This window comes from Aeromicrobium piscarium, from assembly GCF_007421815.1.
In the GTDB taxonomy this organism is placed as follows: domain Bacteria; phylum Actinomycetota; class Actinomycetes; order Propionibacteriales; family Nocardioidaceae; genus Aeromicrobium; species Aeromicrobium piscarium.
In genome coordinates this window covers 1-25813 of sequence record NZ_VLNT01000004.1, presented here as the reverse complement: position 1 = coordinate 25813, position 25813 = coordinate 1, and the positions used below count along the sequence as shown (strand labels likewise).

The 25813-nt window shown below is 67.2% G+C and carries 26 protein-coding genes, 1 tRNA gene and 1 other annotated feature; of the genes, 20 read left to right on the top strand and 7 right to left on the bottom strand.

Going from position 1 to position 25813, the window contains the following annotated elements; translation table 11 throughout:
• Positions 1–39: 39 nt before the first annotated feature.
• The 3 genes from FNM00_RS06610 to FNM00_RS06600 are packed head-to-tail and all read left to right on the top strand — an operon-like array spanning position 40 to position 958.
• Positions 40–276 carry a DUF4244 domain-containing protein gene (locus tag FNM00_RS06610; protein ID WP_143912658.1) on the top strand — a complete coding sequence of 79 codons (237 nt, stop codon included), beginning with the start codon at positions 40–42 and terminating at the stop codon, positions 274–276.
• Positions 270–608, top strand: a complete 339-nt coding sequence (locus FNM00_RS06605; protein WP_143912656.1) for a TadE family type IV pilus minor pilin — start codon at positions 270–272, stop codon at positions 606–608. The genes FNM00_RS06610 and FNM00_RS06605 overlap by 7 nt, the downstream gene beginning before the upstream one ends.
• A complete protein-coding gene (locus FNM00_RS06600; RefSeq protein ID WP_143912655.1) occupies positions 605–958 on the top strand; it encodes an Rv3654c family TadE-like protein in 354 nt (117 codons plus the stop codon). Before FNM00_RS06605 ends, FNM00_RS06600 begins: the two co-directional genes overlap by 4 nt.
• Here FNM00_RS06600 and FNM00_RS06595 read toward each other — a convergent pair.
• The gene (locus tag FNM00_RS06595) at positions 939–3263 is read right to left on the bottom strand and encodes a DEAD/DEAH box helicase (protein ID WP_246065098.1); all 2325 of its coding nucleotides are present in this window, start codon (positions 3261–3263) and stop codon (positions 939–941) included. The genes FNM00_RS06600 and FNM00_RS06595 overlap by 20 nt on opposite strands.
• 130 nt (positions 3264–3393) lie before the next feature.
• Between FNM00_RS06595 and FNM00_RS06590 the strand changes: the two genes are divergently transcribed.
• Positions 3394–3738, top strand: a complete 345-nt coding sequence (locus FNM00_RS06590) for an STAS domain-containing protein (RefSeq protein WP_087624060.1) — start codon at positions 3394–3396, stop codon at positions 3736–3738.
• Positions 3735–5219, top strand: a complete 1485-nt coding sequence (locus FNM00_RS06585; protein ID WP_246065097.1) for a DUF7059 domain-containing protein — start codon at positions 3735–3737, stop codon at positions 5217–5219. The genes FNM00_RS06590 and FNM00_RS06585 overlap by 4 nt, the downstream gene beginning before the upstream one ends.
• Positions 5220–5410: 191 nt before the next feature.
• Here the strand turns inward: FNM00_RS06585 and FNM00_RS06580 are convergent, their stop codons facing one another.
• On the bottom strand, positions 5411–6592 hold the full coding sequence (locus tag FNM00_RS06580) for an MFS transporter (RefSeq protein WP_143912651.1): 1182 nt from the start codon (positions 6590–6592) through the stop codon (positions 5411–5413).
• Positions 6593–6724: 132 nt separating this feature from the next.
• On the opposite strand from FNM00_RS06580, the gene topA reads away from it, so the two are divergent.
• The 4 genes from topA (at position 6725) to FNM00_RS06560 (ending at position 13021) form a co-directional block, all read left to right on the top strand.
• On the top strand, positions 6725–9451 hold the full coding sequence (gene topA, locus FNM00_RS06575) for a type I DNA topoisomerase (protein ID WP_143912649.1): 2727 nt from the start codon (positions 6725–6727) through the stop codon (positions 9449–9451).
• A 203-nt stretch (positions 9452–9654) separates the two neighbouring features.
• Positions 9655–10311, top strand: coding sequence for a dTMP kinase (gene tmk, locus FNM00_RS06570; protein WP_143912647.1), 657 nt, complete (start codon positions 9655–9657; stop codon positions 10309–10311).
• The gene (locus FNM00_RS06565) at positions 10308–11480 is read left to right on the top strand and encodes a DNA polymerase III subunit delta' (RefSeq protein WP_143912645.1); all 1173 of its coding nucleotides are present in this window, start codon (positions 10308–10310) and stop codon (positions 11478–11480) included. Before tmk ends, FNM00_RS06565 begins: the two co-directional genes overlap by 4 nt.
• Complete coding sequence (locus FNM00_RS06560; protein WP_185973020.1) at positions 11477–13021, top strand: alpha/beta hydrolase; 1545 nt, start codon at positions 11477–11479, stop codon at positions 13019–13021. Before FNM00_RS06565 ends, FNM00_RS06560 begins: the two co-directional genes overlap by 4 nt.
• A 124-nt stretch (positions 13022–13145) precedes the next feature.
• On the opposite strand, the gene FNM00_RS06555 is transcribed toward FNM00_RS06560, so the two are convergent.
• Positions 13146–13445 (bottom strand): chorismate mutase, encoded by a 300-nt coding sequence (locus tag FNM00_RS06555; RefSeq protein WP_143912641.1) that lies wholly within the window; start codon positions 13443–13445, stop codon positions 13146–13148.
• Positions 13446–13537: 92 nt separating this feature from the next.
• Between FNM00_RS06555 and FNM00_RS06550 the strand changes: the two genes are divergently transcribed.
• The 3 genes from FNM00_RS06550 (at position 13538) to FNM00_RS06540 (ending at position 14788) form a co-directional block, all read left to right on the top strand.
• Positions 13538–13613, top strand: a tRNA-Thr gene (locus FNM00_RS06550).
• Between the two features lie 195 nt (positions 13614–13808).
• A complete protein-coding gene (locus FNM00_RS06545; RefSeq protein WP_143912639.1) occupies positions 13809–14048 on the top strand; it encodes a helix-turn-helix transcriptional regulator in 240 nt (79 codons plus the stop codon).
• Positions 14045–14788: a site-specific integrase gene (locus FNM00_RS06540; protein ID WP_143912637.1), complete on the top strand. Its 744-nt coding sequence runs from the start codon at positions 14045–14047 to the stop codon at positions 14786–14788. The genes FNM00_RS06545 and FNM00_RS06540 overlap by 4 nt, the downstream gene beginning before the upstream one ends.
• Here FNM00_RS06540 and FNM00_RS06535 read toward each other — a convergent pair.
• Positions 14752–16031 (bottom strand): IS3 family transposase gene (locus FNM00_RS06535; RefSeq protein WP_143912635.1). Its coding sequence is split into 2 segments (ribosomal slippage): positions 14752–15758 and positions 15758–16031, totalling 1281 coding nucleotides; the frame shifts between segments, so codons are not numbered across the junction. The two genes, FNM00_RS06540 and FNM00_RS06535, sit on opposite strands and share 37 nt — an antisense overlap.
• Positions 15628–15762: a sequence feature (AL1L pseudoknot), on the bottom strand. Its footprint overlaps the gene before it by 135 nt.
• A 191-nt stretch (positions 16032–16222) precedes the next feature.
• Positions 16223–17416, bottom strand: coding sequence for a PucR family transcriptional regulator (locus FNM00_RS06530; protein ID WP_143912633.1), 1194 nt, complete (start codon positions 17414–17416; stop codon positions 16223–16225).
• Between the two features lie 100 nt (positions 17417–17516).
• On the opposite strand from FNM00_RS06530, the gene FNM00_RS06525 reads away from it, so the two are divergent.
• The 7 genes from FNM00_RS06525 to FNM00_RS06495 all read left to right on the top strand — a co-directional run bounded on the left by FNM00_RS06525 (position 17517) and on the right by FNM00_RS06495 (position 23778).
• Entirely contained in the window at positions 17517–18389 is an 873-nt protein-coding gene (locus FNM00_RS06525; RefSeq protein ID WP_143912630.1) for an FAD binding domain-containing protein, read from the top strand.
• Complete coding sequence (locus FNM00_RS06520) at positions 18386–18865, top strand: (2Fe-2S)-binding protein (RefSeq protein ID WP_143912628.1); 480 nt, start codon at positions 18386–18388, stop codon at positions 18863–18865. The genes FNM00_RS06525 and FNM00_RS06520 overlap by 4 nt, the downstream gene beginning before the upstream one ends.
• Positions 18862–21198, top strand: a complete 2337-nt coding sequence (locus FNM00_RS06515; RefSeq protein WP_143912626.1) for a xanthine dehydrogenase family protein molybdopterin-binding subunit — start codon at positions 18862–18864, stop codon at positions 21196–21198. The genes FNM00_RS06520 and FNM00_RS06515 overlap by 4 nt, the downstream gene beginning before the upstream one ends.
• 10 nt (positions 21199–21208) lie before the next feature.
• Entirely contained in the window at positions 21209–22576 is a 1368-nt protein-coding gene (locus tag FNM00_RS06510) for an amidohydrolase family protein (protein ID WP_143912624.1), read from the top strand.
• Positions 22577–22706: 130 nt separating this feature from the next.
• Positions 22707–23213 (top strand): hypothetical protein, encoded by a 507-nt coding sequence (locus FNM00_RS06505; RefSeq protein ID WP_143912622.1) that lies wholly within the window; start codon positions 22707–22709, stop codon positions 23211–23213.
• Complete coding sequence (locus FNM00_RS06500) at positions 23210–23494, top strand: hypothetical protein (protein WP_143912620.1); 285 nt, start codon at positions 23210–23212, stop codon at positions 23492–23494. The genes FNM00_RS06505 and FNM00_RS06500 overlap by 4 nt, the downstream gene beginning before the upstream one ends.
• Positions 23482–23778: a hypothetical protein gene (locus tag FNM00_RS06495; RefSeq protein WP_143912618.1), complete on the top strand. Its 297-nt coding sequence runs from the start codon at positions 23482–23484 to the stop codon at positions 23776–23778. Before FNM00_RS06500 ends, FNM00_RS06495 begins: the two co-directional genes overlap by 13 nt.
• Before the next feature lie 112 nt (positions 23779–23890).
• Here the strand turns inward: FNM00_RS06495 and FNM00_RS18805 are convergent, their stop codons facing one another.
• Positions 23891–24055 carry a hypothetical protein gene (locus FNM00_RS18805; RefSeq protein WP_185973019.1) on the bottom strand — a complete coding sequence of 55 codons (165 nt, stop codon included), beginning with the start codon at positions 24053–24055 and terminating at the stop codon, positions 23891–23893.
• On the bottom strand, positions 24028–24330 hold the full coding sequence (locus FNM00_RS19525; RefSeq protein ID WP_143912616.1) for an arsenate-mycothiol transferase ArsC: 303 nt from the start codon (positions 24328–24330) through the stop codon (positions 24028–24030). Before FNM00_RS19525 ends, FNM00_RS18805 begins: the two co-directional genes overlap by 28 nt.
• 1076 nt (positions 24331–25406) lie before the next feature.
• Between FNM00_RS19525 and FNM00_RS06485 the strand changes: the two genes are divergently transcribed.
• The coding region (locus FNM00_RS06485) for a relaxase domain-containing protein (protein ID WP_143912614.1) at positions 25407–25813 on the top strand (407 nt) is incomplete at its 3' end.

Sequence of the window (25813 nt, the reverse complement as noted above, 5' to 3'; positions counted from 1 at the left end):
TTCCGGTGTCAGTTGTTCACGACCCATCGGAGGTTGATCATGTTCCGTCTACGTCGCCGAGCCCAGGAGCGCGGCATGTCCACCGCTGAGTACACCGTCGGCACGCTCGGCGCGGTCTCGATCGCGGGGCTACTGGTGTCGAACAACCCGATCAGCGATTTCGTCACCACGGTGTTCCGCGAGGCAGTCCGGATCGTGGTCGCCGGGGAGGTCGAGGATGTGCTCACCTTGCCGCGGCTGATCATGCGTGCCGTGGGCGACGTCCTGCCATGGTGAGCCGTGAGCGGGGCATGGTGACGGCCGAGACGATGATGGTCGCGCCCTTCGTCGTCGCGGTCGCGGTCGCCGGGATCTGGCTGGTCTCCTTGGGCGTCACGCACGCCCGGGCCACCGATGCCGCGCGTGAGGCAGCCCGATCGCTCGCGCGCGGCGACTCCCAGGAGGTGGCGGAGCGGCACGCTACGGATGCGGCTGCTCGCGGTTCCCGTATCGAGATCAGCCGGCAGCACGATGCCGTGGAGGTCACCGTCTCCACTCCCGCGCGGCTCCCGCTCTTCGGTGGGGTCGGCACCACCGTGTCGGGACGAGCGGTGGCGAGCCTGGAATGAGGACAGAACACGGGAGCGCCACCGTGTGGGCGGCCTTCATCGTCACCGGGATCGTGGTCGTCGCCGTGATCGGGTGGCAGATCGCGCAATTGGTCGGCCTGCGACATCAGGCGAGTGCCGGGGCCGATCTCGCCGCATTGGCGGCCAGCCGGGCGAGTCTGGCCGGCACGGCGCCGTGTGATCGTGCCGAGCAGGTCGCCCGCGACAACGACACGATCCTCGTCCGGTGTCGGATGGACGCAGATGTGGCCACCGTGACCGCGCGAGCGGAAAGCCCACGCTGGTGGGGCGGACAGTGGGCCGTCGAGCAGCGAGCTCGTGCGGCGCCCGTCAGCTATCTGCCGCCGTGACGTCCCCAGCGAGCTCGCCGAGGAGGGCGCCGAGCAGGCGGACCGCACCAGTCTTGTCGAGGGGGTGATTGCCATTGCCGCACTTGGGCGACACCACACAGGAAGGGCATCCGTCACGGCATCCGCACGCCGCGATGGCGTCGCGCGTCATCGTCAGCCATTCCTCGGCCGCGGCATAACCCCGCTCGGCGAATCCGGCCCCGCCGGCATGGCCGTCGTAGACGAAGACGGTGAGGGTGCCGGTCTGCGGATGCAGCGCCGTGGACAGCCCGCCGAGATCCCATCGGTCGCACGTCGCGACGAGCGGCAGCAGCCCGATCGCCGCGTGCTCGGCCGCGTGAGCGGCACCGGGGATCTGCTCGGGATCCAGGACCTCGGCCACCGCAGCCTCGTCCAGGGTCCACCAGACCGCGGTGGTGGCGAGCCGTCGCTCCGGCAGTTCGAGGGGGTTTTCACCGATCACCCGCCCGCTCTGCCGGTCGCGGACGGCGTAGGAGGTCACCTGATGGGTCACCTCCACATCGCCGAAGCTCAGGGTGGCCGCACCCGCTCGGCGATTCCCACGGGACTGCACGATCGTGACGGTCGTCGCTGCCCGCGCGGAGGTCGAGTAGGGCACATCCCCACGTCGCACCACCGCGATGCCGTGGTCGACGTCGTACTCCTCGACCGTGAACATCTCCTGCTGATGGACGTAGACGGCACCCTCGTGCACCTCGCCGTCGGCGGAGGCCGCGTCGACCGTGCCTACGAGGCGGCCGGTGTCCGCGTCGACGATCTGCACCGGGGAGCCGCCCGAGGACCGCAGGTCCGCAAGGTCGCTGGCGCGATCGCGGGAGGTCCAGTACCAGCCGTTCGCGCGTCGGCGCAGCAGACCGGCTGCCTCCAACGCGGCCACGCCCTCCTCGGCGCGAGGACCGAAGATCGGCAGGTCCTCAGGAGTGAGGGCGATCTCTTGCGCTGCCGCGGCGAGATGCGGTCCGAGCACGTACGGATTGTCCGGATCGAAGACGGTCGCCTCCACCGGAGCGCCCAGTACGGCCTCGGGATGGTGCACGAGGTAGGTGTCGATCGGCTCGTCGCGGGCGATGAGCACGTGCAGGCTTCGGTCGTCCACGCCTCCGCGCCCGGCCCTGCCGAACTGCTGGAGCAGGCCGGCGCGAGTCCCCGGGAACCCGACGGTGACGACCGCGTCGAGCCCGGCGATGTCGATCCCCATCTCCAGGGCGTTGGTGCTCGTGAGGGCGAGCAACTGGCCCGACCTCAGCCGCTCCTCCAGCTCGCGGCGCTCCTCGGGCAGGTAACCGCCGCGATAGGTGGCGATCCGCTCACGCAACTCCGGGGCGACCTCGCCGAGCCGGTCGCGGGCGATCGAGGTCAACTGCTCGGCCCCTCGCCGCGATCGCACGAAACACAGCGTCCGGGTCTCCTCGACCGCCAGATCGGTGACCAGCTCGGCGGCCTCCGTGGTGGCCGACCGGCGGGCCGCCGGACCGTCATCGCGTCCCGGCAGCAGAGGAGGCTCCCAGAAGACGGTGGTACGAGGGCCGCGAGGAGACGCATCGTCGACGACGGCCTTGAGGTCGAGACCGATGAGCCTGCTCGCCGAGTCGGCCGGATCGGCGACCGTCGCCGACGACGCGATGAACTGCGGCGATGCCCCGTAACGGTCGCAGACGCGTCGCAGCCGGCGCAGCACCTGGGCTACGTGGGCACCGAAGACGCCCCGGTAGTGGTGACACTCGTCGATCACCACGTACTGCAGCCCGGACCAGAACCGCGACCATCGCTCGTGACCGGGCAGGAGGGTGTGGTGCACGGTGTCGGGATTGGTCAGCACGTAGGTCGCATGATCGCGGGCCCACGCCCGTTCCTCTCGCGAGTTGTCGCCGTCGACCGTCGCCGGGCGCAGGCCCTCCGCGTCGTGGGGAAGGCGACGCCACTGGTCGGCGGCGAGCGCCTTCGTGGGGGCGAGGTACAGCACGGTCGGCCGTTTGCCGCCATCGAGGGCGCCGGCGGAACGCCCCCGGGACAATGCCTGCAGTGCGGGAGCCATGAACACCAGCGACTTGCCCGAGGCGGTGCCGGTCGACACGACCACGTGCCGTCCCTGTTCGAGGTGGCGCAGGGCCTCGGCCTGATGCGCCCAGAGGACTTCCGCGCCCTCGGCGACGAAGTGCTCGCGCACGGAGGGATCGATCCACTCTGGCCACGGCTCGATGACCGCGGCGCGGACGGGGTCGTCGACGCGGTGCAGGATGCGGTCGGCACGTCGTTGCAGGATCGACGGCGCCAGGGTCTCCACGTCATCGAGTCTGACGCATCGTCGGTGAACGGTGGCCCGAGGCCGACGGGTGGCGCGTGGCATCGCTTGGGTGCGGTGGTCGGCGGCGCATGATTGAATAGCCATCGATTCGCGTCGGAGAAGGGATGACATGGAGCTCACGCTCACCGAACGCCCCGCACCGCCCCACCACATCATCGCGGTGGAGGGGGAGATTGACGTCTACACGGCCCCGAAATTCCGGGAGGCCGTGGTCGCCGCCATCGACGCGGGCCATACACGTCTGGTCGTCGATATCGAGAATGTCGCGTTCCTCGATTCGACCGGCCTGGGCGTCCTCGTCGGTGCCCTCAAGCGCGTCCGTGCCGAGGACGGATCGCTGGACATCATCTGCACGAGCGATCGTCTGCTACGGATCTTCAGCATCACGGGCCTGGACAAGGTCTTCGGGCTGCACGAGTCCTATGAGGCGCTCGCCCAAGCCGACTCCGCGTGACCTTCGCCGGCGACGAGCTCACCGACACGCAGGTCGCTGCGCTGCGCGATCGACTCGACGGGTTCACCGTCGATGCCGTTCACGCCGTGCTGGGCGACGACGCCTGGTATGCCCTCGCCCGCGGTGAGACGACCCCCGGCCGGCTGGCCACCGCCGATGGCGGACGGCTCTCCACCCTGATCCGACTGTTCCAACTGCAGGTCCCGACCGGCCGTGCGGCCGCCGAGACCGTCTTCGGCGAGCTGCTCGGACCGTTGACGGGCGCGGGCCTCCTCACTGCCTCAGCCGGCGAGATCCGGGCAGCCGTGGACGTGCGCCCCTATGGCGACGAGGACCACGACTGGTGGGTGGTCTGCAACCTGACCCCCGGGCTCGACGGCCGCCTGTCGCCTATGGACCCCGCCTATGTCCTGGGCATCAGCGAGGCTTCCTCGTCGCTGGCTCAGCTGACGAGCCGGGGCGAGATCGACAGCGCCCTCGACCTGGGCACGGGATGCGGGGTCCAGTCCCTCCATCTCTCGTCGCACGCAGCGCGGGTCGTGGCCACCGATGTCAATCCTCGGGCGCTCGCGATGGCGCGCCTCACCGCCCGGCTCAACGAGATCGAACTCGATGTGCGCGACGGCAGCCTCTTCGAGCCGGTGGCGGGGGAGCGGTTCGATCTGATCGCCACCAATCCGCCCTTCGTCGTCTCACCACCGGACGGGGATCGACTCGTCTACCGGGAGACCGCCTTCCCCGGCGACGATGTCGTGCGACATGTGGTGCAGGGGGCCGCCGCACATCTGCGCGATGGCGGCTGGTGCCACGTCCTGGCGGCGTGGATCCATGCCGAAGGCGAGCCGTGGGAGGAACGGCTCGCCCGCTGGATCGAGCCGACCGGACTCGACGCGTGGGTCGTGCAGCGCGAGCGGGCCGACCTGGCCACCTATGCCGAGATGTGGCTCGCGGACGGCGGTCACAAGGGTGCGCCTGACTACGTGTCCCGCTACGAGCGCTGGATACGCTGGTTCGCCGATCAGGGCGTCGAGGCGATGGGCTTCGGCTGGATCTCGTTGCGCAAGGCCGATCGCGACGTCCCCGCCGTGCGGATCGAGGAGTGGGCCGGCGATGTCGGTCAGCCGATGGGCCCGGCGACGGTGCAATGGGGCAGCCGTGTGGATGCCCTCGACGTGAGTGACGACGTCCTGGCCGTGCCCTGGCAGCTGGCCGATGACGCCACACAGGTCACCTACGGAGCGGTGGGGGCCGAGGACCCGGCGGCGATCACGGTGCGACTCGAGCACGGGCCGCGGCGCACGGCCCGCCTCGACACCATCGAGGCGGGGTTGCTGAGCGCGTGCGACGGTGAGCTGACCGCCGGGCAGATCCTCGACGCGTTGGCCACACTGCTCGGCCAGGACCGCGCCGAGTTGCGCGCTAGCTATGCGCCGGTCGTGCGCGAGCTCATCGCCGACGGCTTCCTCTACCCCGCGCACTGACCCTCGCCACCCAGCCCCAACTCACCCCTCTCCCCTGGATCGCCCCGGGAACTCACCTCCCACCCGTCCCCTCGCGAGTGGTGCACATTCGCCCTCTGAATCGCGTTTCTGGGGCGAACGCGCACCACTCGCGGGGCGCGGGGACCCGGGCGAGGATATGGACGCCTACTCACCGCCCGGGCGACTCGGCCTCAGTTGAGGGAGCGGACGACGTCCTGGCTGCCGAGGCGCTGACCGATGAGGGCGGTGACCGCGATCAGCGCCGCCAGCCCACCGCCGACGGCGAATCCGCCCAGCGCACCGTAGTGGTCGATGCACCAGCCGACGACCGGGCCCGCGGTCGCCCCGCCGATCGTGAAGGCCGTGCCCTGCCAGCCCATCGCCACGCCGCGGCGGCGCTCGTCGACCAGATGCGTGATCCATTCCGTGGCGGCGGCCAGGGAGGGGGCACACATCAGTCCGGCGGGCAGCGCCGCGAGGGCGAGCAGCCACACCGAGTCGGCGAGGCCGATCGGCATCGTCAGCAGACCCATCGCGAGCAGGAGATAGGTGGGCCGGATGGAACGGTTCTGCGCGCCGTAGAGCAGACCACCGACGAGCGAGGCGGCGCCCCAGACGGCATAGACCACCCCGACGAGTCCGACGGCATCGAACTCGCGCAGCGCCGCGATGATGCCGAGATCGGTCGCCATGAGCGCGAGCATCGTGCCCGCCGAGATCGCGAAGAGATAGCCGACCGTGGGGGTGAACCAGCGCACCGGAGCGGGCGCGGAGTCATCGATCGTCTCGACCTGCGTGCGGGTGGGCGGATCCATGACGAAGAAGATGAGGCCTGCCACGAGGGTCGAGCCGCCGACGACCAACAGCGCGATGAGTGGACTGGCCTGGACCACCAGCACTCCGCCGACCGCCGGACCGACGATGAAGGCACCCTCGGCCACCACACTGTCGGCCGCGAACGCCGTACGGCGCTGGGTGATCGGTGTGAGGATCCCCAGCGCGAGCCGGGTGATCGTCTGCACCGGGATGAGGAAGACCCCGGCCAGGAAGGCGAGCGGCAGCAACCCCCAGAAGCCGACGAAGGGCACCATCGGGTAGAGGACGAGCACCGCGACGAGCGAGGGGATCAGCGCGCGACGTACACCGAAACGGTCGATCAGCTTGCCCCTCCACGGGGACCCCACGGCTGCCCCCACGGTCTCGACGGCGGCCACGATCCCGGCCTCGGCATAGGTGCCGCCGATCCCCTCGACGATGTAGAGGGTGAGGACGAGCGGCAGCGCCAGCATCGGGATACGGGCGAAGAACGAGGCGATGAAGAGGACGCCCACCCGGGGGATCCTCAACAGCTCTCGATACACCCCTAGGCTCACGGACCGATCCTGCCACGCGGCGCCGACAGTCCGGAGTCGAGGCGTAGGCTGCGCGGGGGCGGTTGACACGGCACGCTACGGTGTGCTGCGTCCCCCTCTATTATCCGCGTGGGATCAGGCAGGAAGTGGCTCGTGACCAAACTCGTCATCGTCGAGTCGCCGAATAAGGTACGCAGCATCCAGGCGTACCTCGGCGACGACTACGTCGTGGACTCCTCAGTGGGCCACATCCGCGACCTCCCGCGGGGCGCCGACCAGGTGCCCGAGAAGTACAAGGGCAAGGCGTGGGCGCGTCTCGGCGTCGACATCGACAATGGCTTCGAGCCCGTCTACGTCGTGTCCGCGGACAAGAAGTCACAGATCACCAAGCTCAAGAAGCTGCTCAAGGATGCCGACGAGCTCGTCCTCGCGACCGATGAGGACCGCGAGGGAGAGGCCATCGCCTGGCACCTGCTCGACGAGCTGAAGCCGAAGGTGCCGGTCAAGCGCATCGTCTTCAATGAGATCACCAAGGAGGCGATCCAGCGCGCGATCGCCCAGCCTCGCGATGTCGACATGGATCTCGTCGATGCCCAGGAGACGCGTCGCATCCTCGATCGTCTCTACGGCTACGAGGTCAGCCCGGTGCTCTGGAAGAAGGTCATGAGCGGCCTGTCGGCCGGGCGCGTGCAGTCGGTGGCGACCCGCCTCGTGGTCGAGCGCGAACGTGAGCGGATGGCCTTCGTCTCGGCCTCCTATTGGGACCTGGAGGCCACCTTCGACGCCGGCGAGGGACATGAGCCGCGTCGCTTCGGCGCCAAGATCGCCTCGGTCGACGGCAAGCGGGTCGCCGGCGGGTCGAACTTCGGCCCCGACGGTCAGCTCAAGGGCAAGGCCGATGTGGTGCACCTCGACGAGGCCGCCGCCGGCGTGCTCGCGACCGCGCTGGAGGGCCGCGACTTCGCGGTCCGCTCGGTCGAGTCCAAGCCCTACACGCGTCGTCCGTACGCCCCGTTCCGCACCACCACGCTCCAGCAGGAGGCCTCGCGCAAGTTCGGCTTCGGCGCGCAGCGCACGATGTCGGTGGCGCAGCGCCTGTACGAGGGCGGCTACATCACCTATATGCGCACCGACTCCGTGACGCTCTCGCAGACCGCGATCAAGGCCGCTCGCGCGCAGGTCAAGGAGCTGTACGGGGATTCCTATCTCCCCGAGAAGCCGCGCGTCTACACCGGCAAGGTCAAGAACGCGCAGGAGGCGCACGAGGCGATCCGCCCGGCGGGGGAGTCCTTCCGTACCCCCAAGCAGACCGGCCTGTCCGGCGACGAGTTCCGCCTGTACGAACTGATCTGGAAGCGCACGGTCGCCTCGCAAATGGCCGACGCCAAGGGCGAATCGGTGACGATCCGCATCGGCACCGAGGCTGCCGACGGTCGCGACGTCGAGTTCTCGACGTCGGGCCGCACCATCACGTTCTACGGCTTCCTCAAGGCCTATGTGGAGTCCAGCGAGGACCCCGATGCGGCCGACGACGACCAGCAGACCAAGCTGCCGGTGCTCGCCGAGGGCGATCGGGTGACGGCCGTCGACCTGGAGGCCGCCGGCCACCAGACCAAGCCGCCTGCGCGCTACACCGAGGCGAGTCTCATCAAGGAGCTCGAGGATCGCGAGATCGGCCGCCCCTCGACCTACGCGTCGATCGTCAACACGATCCAGAACCGCGGATACGTCTACAAGAAGGGCACCGCCCTGGTGCCCGCGTGGATCGCGTTCAGCGTCGTGCGGCTCATGGAGAGCCATTTCGGCCGACTCATCTCCTATGACTTCACCGCCGAGCTGGAGGACGTCCTCGACGAGGTGTCGCACGGCCGTGAGGATCGCGTCGCGGTGCTGACCTCGTTCTGGGCCGGTGAGGGTGAGGGCAACACGGGACTCAAGCGCCTGGTCGAGAACCTGCCGGAGATCGACGCGCGCGAGATCGCCACCTTCGACCTCGGCGAGGGCATCCACCTGCGGGTCGGCCGGTACGGGCCGTATCTGGAGGGCCCGGAGAAGACCACCGGCAAGGACGGCACGGAGCAGCCGGTGCGCGCCAACGTGCCCGAGGACCTGCCGCCCGACGAGCTGACCATCGAGAAGGCCCGGGAGTTGCTCGCCAATCCCGCGGGAGCCGAACGCGAGCTCGGTGAGCATCCCGAGACCGGTCTGATGATCACGGCCAAGAACGGCCGCTTCGGACCGTTCGTCACCGAGAAGCTGCCCGAGGACGCTCCGAAGGCTGCCAAGCCGCGCACGGCGAGCCTGTTCGCGTCGATGGATCTCGACACGATCAGCCTCGATGATGCGGTGAAGCTGCTGACCCTGCCGCGGGTCGTGGGCACCGGCGAGGACGGTACGGAGATCACGGCGCAGAACGGCCGGTACGGCCCGTATCTGAAGAAGGGCACGGACTCGCGCTCGTTGGAGTCCGAGGAGCAGCTGTTCACCCTCACCGAGGAGCAGGCCCGCGCGATCTACGCGCAGCCCAAGACCTTCGGGCGCCGGGCCGCTAAACCGCCGCTCAAGGAGCTCGGTGAGGACCCCACGAGCGGCAAGCCGATCGTGGCCAAGGAAGGGCGCTTCGGCACCTATGTCACCGACGGCGAGTACAACGCCACCCTGCGCAAGGACGACGACATCGAGTCGTTGACCCATGAGCGCGCCGTCGAGCTGCTCGCGGAGCGCCGTGCCAAGGGTCCGGCCAAGAAGGGCGCGAAGAAGACCACCAAGAAGTCGACCGCCAAGAAGTCCGCCGCGAAGAAGACCACCGCCAAGAAGTCGGCAGCCAAGAAGTCGGCAGCCAAGAAGAGCACGGCGAAGAAGGCCACCAAGAAGTCCTGACGGTCGTGTCGCCCCGGCTGGTGGCGGTACGTCATCAACCCTTCCGTGACGTGTGGCGGTAGCTGGTCAACCCCAAGGCTCTTTCATGAGGTTGACCAGGTACCGCCACCGTCCATGAGGTCCGGGTAGGGCCCGGCGAAGGAGCGGGCGGCGGATGTCCCCGCCTCGTCCGGTTGTGGGCGGCGGCCATTAGGCTCGCTGACATGGACTCTTCCACCGCCCCGGCGCTCTATACCGAGACGGGTGTCTTCGTCGCCTTCGAGGGCGGTGAGGGGTCCGGCAAGTCCACCCAGACCCGGCTCCTGGCGGGATGGCTGACCGAGCACGGGCGTTCGGTGGAGGTCACCCGTGAGCCGGGAGGCACCGCGGTCGGACAACAGCTGCGGCGCATCCTCCTGGACCCCGCCACCGGCGAGCTGTCCCCGCGTACGGAGGCGCTGGTCTACATCGCCGACAAGGCCGAGCACGTCGACCATGTCGTGCTCCCGGCGCTCGCCGAGGGCAAGGTCGTGGTAACCGATCGCTATGTCGACTCGACCTTGGCCTACCAGGGTGCCGGGCGGGCCCTACGGGCTGCCGAGCTCGAGCCGATCGCGCGCTGGGCCACCTCGGGTCTGCGTCCCCATCTGACGATCGTGCTCGACATCGATCCATCGGTCGGGCTGGGCCGCGCCGGATCGCCCGACCGCATCGAGAGCGAGCCGCTGGAGTTCCACCAGCGGGTGCGACAGCACTTCCTCGAGCTGGCCGGTGCGGACCCGGCACACTATGTCGTCCTGCCGGCGGATCAGGATCCTGAAGCCGTGCACATCGCCGTCCAACAGGCCATCGCCCCGTGGCTGTCGCAGGTGTCCGCATGACGGTGCTGACGGGGGTGTGGTCCGAGTTGGTGGGCCAGGACGTCGTCGTGGAGTCGCTGCGCGGTGCGGTCGAGGCGAGTGTCGCGACACCCGATCCGGACGCGAGCGCGCACGGCATGACCCACGCCTGGCTGTTCACCGGACCTCCGGGCTCCGGGCGATCCACGGCTGCGGTCGCCTTCGCGGCGGCCCTGCAGTGCGATCGTGGTGGATGCGGCGAGTGTCGCTCGTGCCAGACCGCGCGCGCCGGCAGCCACCCGGACATCACCGTCATCAACACCGACGGCCTCTCTATCGGGGTCGCGGAGGCGCGGGAGATCGTGCGCACGGCGGCTCTACATCCGGCCGTCGGCCGCTGGCAGATCCTCATCGTCGAGGATGCCGACCGGCTCACCGATCAAGCCGCCAATGCCCTGCTCAAATCGGTCGAGGAGCCCTCGCCGCGCACGATCTGGATGCTATGTGCGCCGGCGGTCGAGGATGTCATCACCACGATCCGGTCGCGCTGCCGGCCCGTGCTGTTGCGCACTCCGTCGGTCGAGGCGATCACCAGGCTGCTCGTGGAGCGCGATGGCCTGGAGGCGGAGGCGGCGCACGCGGCGGCCGCTGCGTCGCAGGGCCACATCGGACGCGCCCGCGGTCTGGCTCGCAATGCCGAGGCACGCCAGCGCCGGGCTGACATCCTCGCGCTTCCGCGCAGTCTGCGCACGCTCGGCGACTGCCTGCGTGCCGCACAGCGTATCGACGCCGAGGCGAATGCCCGGGCCGATGCCTATTGCGATGCCGCGGACGAGCGCGAGAAGGCCGATCTGAAGGCGTCGTGGGGCGTCGAAGATCGGGGCAAACGTCCCGCGGGATACGCGGGCGCGCTCTCGAGCCTCACCAAGGAGCAGGAGCGGCGTCGCAAGCGCATGGCCCGCGACAGCATCGACGGGGTCCTCCTCGACCTGCTCTCCTATTTCCGCGATGTCATGGCCGTGCAGCTCGGCTCGACGCAGTATCTGATCAATGCCGATGTCACCGACGATGTCGTGTCCATGGCGCGCGAGCGTTCTCCAGAGTCGATCGTCGGGGCGATCGATGCCGTGGGCGCGTGCCGGGAGGCTCTCGAAGCCAATGCCGCCCCGCTCCTGGCCGTCGAGCACATGATGACGAGGTTCTTGCCGTGAATCGTTCTGCCGCTATCGCCCTGGGCGCAGCCGGGGTCGTCCTCGCCCTGATCGTCGCCGCGGCGGTCTATGTCATCGGCGACTGGGGCGAGGACGATGCCGCCCAGCCCTCCACGCCCACCGGCGAGCAGGCTCCCGAGGGTCTCGATGCCTTCTACGACCAGCAGATCGACTGGACGTCCTGCGACAGCGGCGATGCTCGCTGCGCCACGGCCGAGGTTCCCGTCGACTACGACGACCCGAGCGGCGAGACCCTCGATCTCGCCCTGCTCAAGGTCGAGGCGACGGGGGAGCGGCAGGGCACGATCTTCGTCAATCCCGGTGGTCCGGGAGGCTCGGCCCAGGACTTCGCGCTGATGATGGGTACGCGTTTCCCGTCCTCGGTGCGCGAGGCCTACGACATCGTCGGCGTGGATCCCCGCGGTGTCGGGGAGAGCACGCCGCTGCAATGCCTCGACGATGCTGACTTCGATGCCTTCATCGGGCTCGATCCGGATCCGGAGACTCCCGAGGAGATCGAGGAGTCGCGCGACGGCATCGTCGCGATGGGCGACGCGTGCCGGGAGAACTCCGGGGACCTTGCGGCCCACGTGTCCACCGCGGAGGTCGCCCAGGACCACGATGTCCTCCGGGCCGCGCTGGGTGAGGAGGCCTTCAACTGGTTCGGCGCCTCCTACGGCACGCAGCTCGGGGCGCAGTACGCCGAGATGTTCCCGGACCACGTGGGTCGGATGGTGCTCGATGGCGGCCTCGATCCGGCCCTCAGCTCGATCGAGGTCTCGCTCGGGCAGGCGGAGGGATTCCAGCGCGCTCTGGACGCCTATATCGCCAGCTGCGTGGCCGATGGCAACTGCCCGCTGGGCTCGAACGAGGATGAGGCGCTGGACACGGTCGCGGGCTTCATGGCCGATCTCGAGCAGGAGCCGCTGGTCTCGGGCGGGGGCCGTGAGCTGACCGAGGGCCTGGCCTTCTACGGCGTGGCGGTGACGCTCTATGCGAAGGAGTCGTGGAGCTATCTGACGGCGGCCTTCGAGGCGGCGCTCGGCGACGACGATCCGGGGGTCTTCCTCCAGCTCGCCGATATCTACTTCGACCGCAACGCGCGGGGTGAGTTCCAGAGCAACTCCGGTCAGGTGATCTATGCGGTCAACTGCCTCGACGGACCGGTCGACGTCACGGTCGACGAGGTCGAGTCGGAGTGGCTGCCGCAGTTCCGCGAGGCGTCGCCGGTCTTCGGCGGGGCGCTGGGCTGGGGTGTCATGGCGTGCGCCGACTGGCCGATCGAGTCGACGAACCCGCAGGAACCGGTCGCTGCCGAGGGCGCTGATCCGATCGTGGTCGTGGGCACCACGCGCGATCCCGCGACACCCTATGAGTGGTCGCAGTCGCTCGCCGAGGAACTCGACTCCGGGGTGCTGGTGACGCGCGAGGGTGACGGCCACACCGGTTACGGCATGGGCAGTGCCTGCGTCGACGACGCGATCAACGCCTACCTGGTCGACGGCACGGTGCCCGACGACGGCCTCGTCTGCGGCGAATAGTCCTCGGCAGCGGAGGATCGTGGGCAAACGGGCCCGTGACCGATGACGATGCGCTGTGGCTGCTAGGGCGACCCCGGTGCATCATCACCGGCATTCTTGAAGTCCGCCATCGCTGCGTGACGGGTCAGGCGGTGGTGTCGCGGGCGGCGGCCTCGTGGTGGTGGATGACCTCGTCGATGATGAAGTTCAGGAACTTCTCGGCGAAGGCCGGGTCGAGGTCGGCCTCGAGGGCCTTCTCGCGCAGGCGCCGGATCTGCCGCGCCTCGCGGTCCGGATCGGCCGGCGGGAGCTGGTGCGCGGCCTTGAGCCGACCGACCCGCTTGGTGCACTTGAAGCGCTCGGCGAGCAGGTGCACCAGGGCGGCGTCGATGTTGTCGATGCTGGCGCGGATCTCGTCGAGTTCGGCGCGGATGTCGTCGTCCACGCCCCGAGTCTACGAAGTCACCCCCTCGGTGGAGTGCAGTCGGGGTGGCGGGTAGAGTTGCGGTGGTTCGACGGGCGATCCCTGTCGACCGCGCCGCCTTAGCTCAGTCGGTAGAGCATTTCACTCGTAATGAAAAGGTCGTCGGTTCGATTCCGACAGGCGGCTCCATCATCGCAGGTCAGACATGGTTCTCGGTCCCTAATAAGGGAGAGAAACATGACGAACTGGACGAAAATTGGACGCGTGAGTGTCCGGCACTGGGATTCTCGGTGTCGTTCCCTGGACAGCCTCGTGATGCCTCGTCGGCGCTTGGAACGGCTCGTGCGGTCGGGCTCAAGACGTCCATGCCGCCTTATGGTCACCATGAACGACCTATCGCGCCCCACCATCGGCCTGGAGCCGGTGCTCACCACGTCCGAACTGGCGGCGCATCTGGGTGTCCCGGTTCAGACCATCCACGACCTGCGCCATGGCGGCCGCGGGCCTCGCGGCTTCCGCATCGGCCGGGAACTGCGCTACCGCGTGTCCGAGGTCGAGGCCTGGTTGGCCGAGCTTGAGCAGTCCGACGACGCCGCTCGCCCCCACGAGGGGAGTCGGCGATGAGCGCGGGACGCGACCGGCTGCAGATCGGCACCTACGGCGATGTTCACACGACCCGAACCTCGGCGGGGACGGTTCGCGCGCTGACTCGTTACCGCGACTGGGACGGAGAAGTCCGCAAGGTCACCGCGACTGCGGGTAACGCACGTGCGGCCAAAAGGGCGCTACGTGAGAAGCTCGTTCGGCGTGCTGAATCGAGCGGATTCGGCGCGGAGCTCTCCTCCGAGAGCACGGTCGCCGAGCTGGCCGAGGCCTGGCTGGAGGGGGTCCGGACTCGCTCCGACCTGGCCGACGGCACCAAGGACGTCTACCGCCGTGAACTGAACAGCCTCGTCCTGCCGACGTTCAAGAAGCTCCGGTTGTATGAGGTCACCGTTGGCCGGGTCGACCAATTCCTCAAGCGACAGGCGCTCGTCTCGGATGCCTACGCACGCCACAGCAGGTCCGCCCTCAAGAGGCTGTTCGACTTCGCGCTGCGTCGTGACGCTATCCGCAGCAATCCGGTGTCCGGTACCGCGCGGCTTGCCGCAGCGAACGACAAGAAGCCGAAGGCACTGAGCCTAGAGGAGCTGGATCAAGTCAGGCACGCGGTGTCCGTTTGGCGCACGGGGGCGGGCGTGATGGGCCCCAAACCGGACGGGCAGGTACGCGATGTCATCGAGGTTCTGCTGGGCACCAGTGAACCGCCCCAGGTTCGCTGCCGCTCCTATACGGGTTGCGGCTCTCGGTTGAGGGCCGCGTAGTGGGCTTGCTCGAACTCTGTTGGTGTCATCATCCCAAGAGAGCCGTGCAAGCGCCTGGTGTTGTACCAGTCGACCCATCCGGCGGTGGCGTACTCGACGTCGGCGATGGTCCGGTAGGGGCCGGCGTGGAAGACCGTGGTGCGGATGCACTCGGTCTTGAACAGGCCGATCACGCACTCCATCAGCGCGTTGTCATACGCATCAGCCACCGTCCCGATCGAGGGCAGGATGCCCTCGTCGGTGAGGTGGTCGGTGAACGCGATCGACGTGTACTGGCTGCCGGCGTCGGCGTGGCCGATCAGTTCACCGGGGATGACGGGGTGGCCTTCGCGGCCACGCTGCCACAGCGCCATCCGCAGCGGAACATCGACCAGCTCGACGGCCTTGGTCGAGCCGATGTTCCAGGCGATGATCTTCTGGGCGAAGACGTCGAGGATGAACGCGACGTAGACGAACCCGGCCCACGTCCTGACATAGGTGAAGTCCATGACCCAGGTTCGGTTCGGGGCCTCGGCCGTGAAGTTGCGGTCGAGCAGGTCGCCAGCTCTCTTGCCGTCCTTGCCGGGAATCGTGGTCCGGATCCCCTTGGAGCGTCGAACCCCTTGCAAGCCCAGCGATCTCATCGCCCGGTCCACCGATCCAGGCGACGCTTCCGGGCTGGTGCGCTGCACGAGCGCGGTTATCTTCCGACGCCCGTAGAGCCCTTCGGGCGTCATCCTGCGCACGCCCTCGTGGTCGATCGTCCAGGCCAGGTCACGGACCTGGTTGGTGACCTGTGCGTCGGTGATGGTCCGGGCGGCGACAGGGCGGTCGAGGCGCGCCCAGTCGCGGTAGGTCCGCGCGGCGACCTGGCAGCCCTGCTCACGCAGGACCCGGCAGATCGACTCGACCGCGTGGTCCTCGGCCCGCAGCTCGTCGATGAACGCGACGATCATCGATTGCGGGGGTCGAGTTCCCCCGCGAAGAAAATCGAGGCCCTGCGCAGGACCTCGTTGTCCTCCTCGAGCCGCCGGACCCTGGCCTTGAGCTCCTTGATCTCAGCCAGCTCCTCGGACGTGGCGCCCTGGCGCTGGCCGCCGTCGATCTGGGCCTGGACAACCCAGCGACGCACCGACTCCTTCCCGAGCCCCTCGCGACGCGCGACGGACTCGGCAGCTGCGGTCAGCGACGGATACTCCGGCAGATGCTCCAGCACCTGCCGCACGCACCGCTCCTTGACCTTCTGATCGATCTTCTTCGGCATGGTCTGCATCCTTCCAACTCACAAGGATGCGGCGGGAAACCTGGGGCGGTTCATCCTGCCACTAAGTCTGACGCGCGACAAGACTCCCAAACCCCCTGCGAAGGCCTCAAACAGAAAGCACAAGACCCACTGTCATAGGCGTCCGTCAGTTGCACAGCCGCTCTCGCTCATCAGATACGAGCAAGGCGGTCTCAGTCCGATCTCCGTTGGAGAAGATGCAGTTCCAGGGCGATGATGAGATCAGCGTGGCGATGGGGGAGCTCGAACGGTCCTGTGAGCCGGCTGATGGTGGCCAGGCGCTTGTAGAGCGCCTGGCGGGAACAGGAGAGGGCTTCTGCCGCCGCTTGCTTCTGTGAGCTGTGGATCAGGTAAGTATGGAGCGTCCTCACCAGATGGGTGCCGTGACGCGCATCGTGCTCGATCAGTTTTCCGATCTCCGTGTGAACGAGGCGTTCGGCCAATACGTCTCCCGCCAACCGATTGAGCGCCATCCTCCCTGAGATCAGTGGAGACATCAGCACCCGGTCCTCGATGCCGAGGGAGGCTGCTAGCGAGAGGGCATTGCGGGCTTCCGCAAGACGAGGCGCTGCTTCAAGCATCGGTCCCGCTCGGCCCAAAGCGATTCGGCAGGTGGCCGCTTCTCCTTGAGAGCGCATGAGCTCATCCAGTGTGGCTAGCAGCCGGGAGCCGAGGTTGTGGGGAGCGTCGGCGGGCATCACGGCAACCACCTCGCCGGAACCGCTCGCGGAGAGTACCGAATGCGTTTCGACGACGCGAGAGAGGGACTCTTCGACCGCGGCGGCCATGGCGAGACGAAATCCACGGATGACGACGCCGCAGAAGCTCTGCCCGACGGCTGTGATGCCTACGGCGGCGAGGCGCCTAGTCAGGGCTGGACCACTCACCTGGCTGGTTTCGAGATCGTTGAGCAGTCGAGCTTTGGCGGAATTGGTACTAGCGGCGCCGACGGCGGATGCCCTGAGGCGGCGGGTGAGGATCGCTTCCTGGGCTGTCTCGGCGAGTTCCACGAAAGGCACGACGTTGTGGATGGCGATCACGGGAACATCGTGTTCACGAGCTGCGTGCAGCATCTCCGTGGGGATCTGAGTGAACGTCCAGCCGAGCTCCATCGCAAGAGCGGCGCGCCGCTCACCAAGAGCCGCGATGTACATCCGCAAGCCGGGGGCGCCACGCCCGCTCAGCCCCAGCCCGGAAGTCAGCAGCAACTCCTCGCCCCTGAGCAGGGTGGCCGCTTCGGCCAACTCGCTCGTGTGGACCCAGCGGACCGGTCGATCCAGGAGGTGCTCCCCGCACACCACCTCTGGCTGGGTCCGCCGGAACGAGTCGAGCTCAAGCAGGTCGATGAGGGTGAGCGGGGTTGACATATTGACGCATAGTACCGCTCAAGAGTGTTGACTGTGTCAACCCTCATGCTCCGCCAGGGGGGGCATACTGGTCTCACATCCGCTTCTTCAAGGAGGTCCCGTGGTATTGGCGCCCTTCGATTACGCCCGCCCTGAAACCATCGACGCCGCCGCTGACGCGCTCGCCGATGGACGCGGGCAGGTACTCGCCGGAGGGCAGAGCCTCGTAGCGGCGATGAACCTCGGTCGGCAGTCGCCCGTCCGGCTCGTCGACATCAACCAGATTCCCGAGCTGACCGAGGTCACGTACGCTGCCGATCGCATAATCATCGGCGCGACGGTCCGGCTCGCCGAGCTCCGGGAGTCACCGAGGCTCCTACGCGAAGCCCCGCTCCTCTACGCGGCGCTGCGGCATGTGGCACACGTGCAGATTCGTACTAGAGCCACCCTCGGTGGAAACCTCAGCCAGGCCGATCCGTGCTCGGAGCTCCCGGCGGTCATGGTGGCGCTCGGCGCCACTGCCACCCTCCGAAGCCAACAGGGGGAGCGCGACGTGGCGATGGCCGACTACATCGTCGGACCGTACAGGACGTCTGGAGACCAGACGGAGCTGCTGACTCGAGTCACAGTGCCGCTGCCCTCGGGAGCCGCGGCAGGTTTCTATGAGATCGCTCGCAAGGCCAAGGATTGGCCGGTCATCGGCGCCGGCGCCCAGGTCCGGGTCAACGCCGACGGATTCATCGACGACGCCTGGGTCGGTGCCTGCGGTCTGGCCGGCAGGCCGCGGAAGCTCATCGAGGTGGAGCAGGCATTGCGCGGGAAACCCGCGGATGCGGACGCCTTGCGGAGCGCGGCGAGCGTGGCCACGGGAGCCGAGGAGTATCCCGGGGCTCGTGCTGGAGCGCGGTATCGGGAACGAGTGCTACCAGTGGTGGTCGAACGAGCACTGGTCACCGCGGTGGAGACGACACGAGAGCAGGAGCACGTCGCATGAGACAATTCACCCCCATCGAGCTGACCGTGAACGGCCGGCCCGTGGAAGCGAGCCTCAAACCGAACCTGACCTTGGCGGACTATCTCCGCGATGAGCTCGATCTCACCGGGACCCACGTGGGCTGCGAGCACGGGACGTGTGGTTCCTGCACCGTCCTGGTCGATGGCCAGCCGATCCGGTCCTGTCTCATGCTTGCTATACAGGCCGATAGCTGCGAGGTCACCACTGTTGAGGGGTTGAGCGAGGCAGGCGAACTCAGCAAGGTTCAGCGGGCGTTCAACGCTAACCACGCCATGCAGTGTGGATTCTGCACCCCGGGCTTCGTGGTCTCCTTGACCGCGCTGACGCGACAGGAGCCGGCGGCTACCGAAGAACAGCTCAGGGCAACACTTGACGGGCACCTCTGTCGCTGCACCGGTTATCAGAACATCCTCAAGGCCGGGAGAGAGGCCTTGAGCCACGGGGAGGGATCATGACCTCGGTCCCCAGCCCGGTACGGCCCAAGTACGTCGGGCGCGCGGTCAGGCGGAAGGAGGATGCGCGTCTGCTGCGCGGTGAGGGGAGTTATATCGCCGACCTGAAGGTACGAGGCACGCTCCATATGGCGGTGCTGCGATCGACGCATGCCCATGCAGACCTCGTGACCGTCGATGCCACCGCCGCCCGAGAGGCGACGGGAGTCGTCGATGTCCTGACGGGCACCGACATTCCTGATGTGGGGCACATCCCGTGTATCGATATGTATCCGGACACTAAGCCGGCGACCCACCCGGTGCTCGCCCAAGGTCGTGTGCGATACGTGGGTCAGCCGATCGCTGCCGTCGTCGCGGACTCTGCCCTGCATGCCTCCGCTGCGGCTCAGCTGATCGGCGTCGAGTACGCAGACCTGCCGCCGGTGGTCGATCTCGATCAGGCGGTGTCCGAGAACGCCGAACTGCTCTATCCGCAGTTCGCTTCGAACATCGTCAACACGATCGCGCAGGACGTCGGTGACTGTGCGGCGGCTTTCGCGGACGCGGATCGCGTGTTTTCAGAGACCTTCCGCATTCACAGGTACGGTCCCATGCCGATGGAGACCCGGGGTGTGCTCGCCCAAGTCGACTCTGTCAGCGGCCGGCTAATCCTCTATACGTCAACGCAATTTCCGCACCTCGTCCGCCAGTTCCTCGGCGGCGTCCTCGATTTGCCCGAAAGTCAGATCCGGGTGGTGGCCCCCGATGTCGGGGGTGGATTCGGTGGCAAATGTGAGTTCTATCCAGAAGAGGTGCTGGCCCCGCTGTTCGCGCGACGCCTGCGTCGGCCGATTCGATGGATCGAGAGCCGGGCCGAGCACATGGTCGCGTCCAGCCAGGCGCGAGAACAGCGCCACGACGTGCGGATAGCCATCAGCCGCGACGGTGTCATCTCGGCCATGACCGTGGAGTCGTGGACCAACAACGGGGCGGCGCTGTGTACCCTCGCGACCACGCCGGCGAGCATCTCGTCGGCGATGGGCCGGGGTCCTTATCGAATACCTCATTACCGGGCGCGCGCACATTCGGTGGTATCGAATAAGACGCCCTTGGCCGTATATCGCGGCGCTGGACACCCGCAGGCGGCCCTCGTGCTGGAAAGGATGTTCGACATCATGGCGGCGGATCTGGGTCTAGAGCCGCTCGAGCTGAGGCTCAAGAACATGTTGACCCCCGAGGAGCTCCCGGCCGACCGCGGGACCGACATCATCCTCGCCGGCCACGTGGAGTACGACAGCGGCGACTATCCACGGGTTCTGACGCGCGCTGCCGAGATGATCGGCGATGCCGATAAAAAGGCGGCACAGCAGGACGCCCGGAACCGCGGGAAGTATCTCGGCATCGGGTTCTGCTGCTTCGTCGAAGAGACCTCCATCGGACCGTACGAGTCGGCGACCGTCAGGGTCGACTCCACCGGGAAGGTCACCCTGCTGACCGGCTCTTCCCCGCATGGACAGGGCCATGTGACGACCTTCAGTCAGCTCGTCGCCGACGAGTTGGAGGTTCCGATCGAAGATGTCACCGTCCTCTACGGCGATACTGACGTGGTTCGCGACGGTGTCGGCACGTTCGCGTCCCGGAGCGCGGCGATGGGGGGAGCCGCGGCACGACGGGCGAGCGAGGCGGTTCGAGACAAGGCTTTGCGGATCGCCAGCCACCTTCTGGAAGTCGACGTCGACGACCTCGAGTGGCGCGATGGCGGGGCTCAGGTGAAGGGATCGCCCACCTCGCGCGTAGAGCTGGGCGCGCTCTCGTCTGCGGCGACGCCCTGGAATCCTCCGCTTCCCGACGGTATGGACTGGGACCTCGCGGCTGACTACCGCCACCAGGCCGCGGGCATCGCCTTCGCCAACGCCACCCATGCTGCGAAAGTCGAAGTCGATGCCGAAACGGGCGTAGTCGACATTGTCGACTACGTGGTTGTCCATGACTGTGGCACGGTGATCAACCCCCTGCTCGTCGAGGGCCAGGTCATTGGCGGCGTCGCCCAGGGCATCGGCGGTACTCTCTTTGAGGAACTCGCTTACGACGAGCAGGGCCGACCGTGCTCGCCAACATTCAACGACTATCTGATGCCGACCGTCTCGGACATGCCTTGGGTCCGTACCGACCACTTCGAGTCGCCTTCGCCTTTGAACCCGTACGGATTCAAAGGCGCGGGGGAGGGAGGCGCGGCGGGCGCCCCCGGTGCACTCGTGAACGCGATCTCCGATGCCCTGTCGCCACTGGGCGTCTCCTTGAAATCCGACGGGCCGTGGACTCCGGAGAACTTGCTCGGACAGATCGACGAAGGTTGATGACGCGAAGATGACTGACCAGCTACTGACGCACGCGACGATTCTCACCTTCGATGAGCAATCTCGAGTGATCGAAGACGGCGCGATCGCGTTCGATGACGAGACGGGATTGATTGTGGATGTCGGACCGACATCGAAGGTGATCGCGCGGAGGCCCGGGGCCACGGTCCGCGAATGCCGTGGGGCGGTCATCATGCCCGGCATGATCAATACCCACACGCACCTGTTCCAGACCCTCCTGAAGGGACTCGGCGACGACATGGTGCTGTCGGAGTGGTTCGCGTCGATGACTGGACCGAGCGCGAGCGAGCTCACCTGGGACGACTGCTACCTCGCGGCCCTGCACGGGTGTGCCGAGGCGTTGACGACCGGCACCACCACCCTTCTCGACTTCATGTACGTCCACCCGCGCCGGGGCCTTTCCGACGCGGTCATCGCAGCCATGGAGGAGACCGGCATCCGCGGCATCTTCGCGCGCGGCTACGTGACCGCCGGAGACGATGTCGGAATGCCGCCGGCTCTGATCCAGCCGCTCGACACGGTGCTTCACGATGCTCATCGACTCATCGACCAGCACAATCGTCCGGGCTCGCTCGTGGAGATCGCCTTGGCCCCTTGCATGAGCTGGTCCGTGGACGAGGACACGCTCCGCGAGACCGCGAGGCTCGCGGACGACACTGGAGCGCTCATCACTATGCACCTCGCGGAGTCGCCGTTCGACATCACGGAATCGTTGCGGAGATTCGGTTGCCGGGACACTGAGCTGCTGCGGCGCACCGACGTGCTCGGTCCACGTCTACTGGCGGTCCACTGTGTCCAGTGCGATCACGATGATCTCGGGCAGCTGGCGCATGCCGGTGCCGCCGTCTCCCACAACCCCTGCAGCAATCTTTATCTAGGCTCGGGCGTCGCGCCTGTCTCCGACATGCTTACCGCTGGCCTCCGGGTCGGCCTGGCCACGGACGGCCCGGCCAGCAGCAATAACCTGAGCATGTTCCACGCACTCAAGTTCGCCGCTCTCGTCCCCAAGGGTGTCCATCGTGATCCTCAGATCATCACCGCGGGGCAGGTTCTGCGGATGGCGACCCGAGGTGGCGCCGAAGCCCTCGGAATGGCCGATCGCATCGGCTCGCTCGAGCCAGGCAAAGCCGCTGACATCGTCTTGCTCGACCCCTCGACGTTGAGCATCACGCCCATGCATGATCCCGTCTCTTCGCTCGTCTACTCGCATCGTGGCGACGAGGTACGAGATGTCTGGGTCGCCGGCCGCCAGGTGGTCTCGGATGGGACACCATTCCTTGTCGACGCGGGCAAGATTCGTGAGAGTTCAAGCCGCGCGGCCCTCGCTCTCGCCGAGCGAGCCGGCACAGCTCGTTGAACCTGGACTCCGAGCTGGGCTGTGGCTCACCGACGTGTTGAGATGGATGTGCCCACGGAGGGGAGCTGCTCACGGGGCATGGGCGCGCCGGGCTCAGAGCTTCCCCGAACTAGCAAGTGACGGGGGTGGCTTGCAGGGTGTAGGCAGAGTTCTCCAGCTGTACGAGAATCATTTGATGGGGTCCAAAGCCTACTTCCGCCAGATCATCGGTCAGCCGGCAGCCGTCTCGGCCGCACTGGAGCGGACCGACGCTCCTGAGCTCGATCCGCATCTCCCGATCGTCTTCACGGGTGTCGGCTCGTCATTGCATGCTTGCCAGACGGCCGCGGCATGGGTGGTCGAGATCACCGAAGGGAGGGTGCGTCCGGCGGTCGTTGACGCGCTCGAACTGGTCCTGGCGGGTGGTGCTCGTGCGGGCGAACAGTTGATCGTCGTGTCCCACCGGGGAGACAAACGCTTCACCCATGAGCTGATCGTGGCGGCGAGTCGGGCAGGTGCCTCGACGGTTCTGGTCACGGGGGAAAAGGTCGATGAGCCGTTGGGCGACACCGTGCTCCGCACGTGCCAAGACGACGCGGCGAGTGTGCGCACACCATCAGCTACACCACGGCGCTGGCTATGCTCGGTAAGCTCGTGATCACGCTGGGCGGCCCGCGCGCGGACGAGCTCGAGAAGGCGCTCTCGTTGGTGCCCCAGGCGATGTGGGAGACGTTGGATCTTTCTGGGGCGTCATCGGTCGCCGACCGCCTCGCCGGGGTCGAACTAGTGCTTATCGCCGGAAGCGGTATCGACACGGCCACCGCCGAAGAGATCGCTTTGAAGCACAAGGAGAGCACCTTCTTGTGGTCCGAGGCGATCGGCGTGAAACTCGCCCTCCAGGGACACCCGCCTGTTACCGCCCCACTATGGCGGGGCTGATCATCACACCCGAGCACGACGATCACGGGCGCGAGCAGGAGCTTGGTGACTTCCTGCGCACGCTGGGTGCTCCGGTCTTCGAAGTGGCCGCCGGCGGGGGAGACGTCCCCTTCGCCCCAGCGCCGAGGCTCGTCCGCCCGCTGGTCAGCGCCTCGTCGGAGCGGTTGCTGACCGAGTGGCCGGCGATCCCGATGCGACACGTGCGGGTCAGGAGCCCTGGGCGACCGCTCTCGCACGGATCACTCTTTGACGTGCCCGTCGGTGTCTGTGGATCGCGATGTTGATCCGCCGGCGTGACGCGCGATCTAGACCGCTGAAGGTCACACGGTCGGCGTGCTATTCGACGGCTCGTTTCGACGGAGCTCCCGGGAGGCTGTCGATAAGCGCGGCACAGCATCACTCAATCCGGGCGAAGACCTCGGCATAGGTGTCCTGCCCGAACTCCACCGGATCGATGAGGCCGACGTCCAGTGAAGGCTCGGGGTCGAAGGCGCCGAGAAGAACGAGCCGGTCCTCCTTCGCCCCGAGTCTCCTCAGGTTTGCGGAATGGTACCGCTCCATGGCGACGAACAGGCCTGCTCTGGCATGTCGGTCGCCCGGAGCTGGCGAGCGCGATGACCGCCGTCATCTAGCCCGATGCTTCCGAGAGCCTCCCGTGCCCGCTGGTCAGCACGCGTCCCGTCGGTGGCGGCATCGGTGCCTCTGGCGAAGGCTGCCAGGTGGTCTGCGAGGCCAGCAGCGGCGGGCTGAGCGTCGAAGGCGTGTGCGCTCATCGTCGAGCGACAAGTGTTACCCGTGCAGACGAACACCACTCGTAGTGTTGGCTGGGTGCCCATGGCTCTCAACCTGGCGGTGTCGGGCGGGCCAGATAAATGAACCGCTCATCGAAGCTTGGGCGAAGGAGCCGGAGCCTCGTCTGTTTAGGGACACGCGGCGGCCGGGCGTTGGCGCGGCTTTGTGGGGCTCGGCCTTGAATCGGTGGTTGGGGCTCAGTTTGAGCCGTCCCGGTGAGTCCGTAGAGCTGGTTTCTGGAAGGATCACTCTCACGGCACGTTCCTCGAAGTGCACCCCGGAGCTGCGCGAGAGCGCGGCGCGGATGGTGATGGAGCCGCGGGCGGAGTATCCGAACGAGGCTGTGACGATCCGGTCGATGGCTGCGAAGCTGGGCATCACCTCGACCGAGTCGTCACGCAAGTGAATCTGGCAGGCTGACATCGACGTTGGGGTCCGGCCCGGTAAGACCAACGAGGAGATGGCGGAGATCAAGGTGCTGAAGGGGAAGGTCGCCGAGCTGCGGCGGGCCAACGAGATCTTGAAGGGGCCTCGGCTTTCTTCGAGGCGGAGCTCGACCGCCCCAGCTTTCACGGCAGGTTCTGATCGACTTCATCAACGATCACTGCGAGGGGCGCGGGGTCGAGCCGGTCTGTCCCGTGCTCGGCGAGCACGGGATTAAGATCGCCCCATCGCGGCCGCCTTCGAAACGGCAGGTATGTGACAGTGAACTGGTCGCGTTGGTCAAGTCCTAGCGTGCGTGGCAGAAGCTGCGGGCTAGGTTCGGAAGTACGCAAGATGCGGCTCCATTTACGTGGAAAGGGCCACGACGTAGCCAGGTGTACGACCGAGCGGCTCTACCGCGAGCAGGGCTATCTTGACCGCTGTTGACGGCGGGCAACCATCGCCGACAATCAAACTCGCCAAGCGCAGACGAGCGTGTGGGGTGAGGGCAGCGTTAACGATGGGACACGAAGGCCTCCTGGTTCGTGAAGCGGTTCTTGAACAACTTCACTTCACAGCCGGAGGTCTTCACTTCTCAGCGGGCCAAGGTCGTGTTGCCGAAACAACGTCCTTGGACGTTATATCTAGCGTCTCGGGCGTTCCCAGAAGTGGGGGATCGCCTTACGGGGTTGTGACAATGTCGCTGCACAAGCTCACGGCTGGGAGAGGGTACGACTACCTGACCCGGCAGGTCGCTGCGGTCGACGGTACGGACAAAGGCCACACCTCGCTGGCGACGTACTATGCGGAGAAGGGCGAGAGCCCCGGCCGGTGGGTGGGCTCCGGGCTCGGTGGAATCGATGGGCTCAGCGCCGGGGATGTCGTCACTGCCGAGCAGATGAAGTCGTTGTTCGCCTACGGATTGCATCCCTTGGCGGATGCACGTCTGGCTGCGCTGCCGCCAGACGCGACGACGGCTGAGATCGATGAACCGCCCCAGGTTTCCCGCCGCATCCTTGTGAGTTGGAAGGATGCAGACCATGCCGAAGAAGATCGATCAGAAGGTCAAGGAGCGGTGCGTGCGGCAGGTGCTGGAGCATCTGC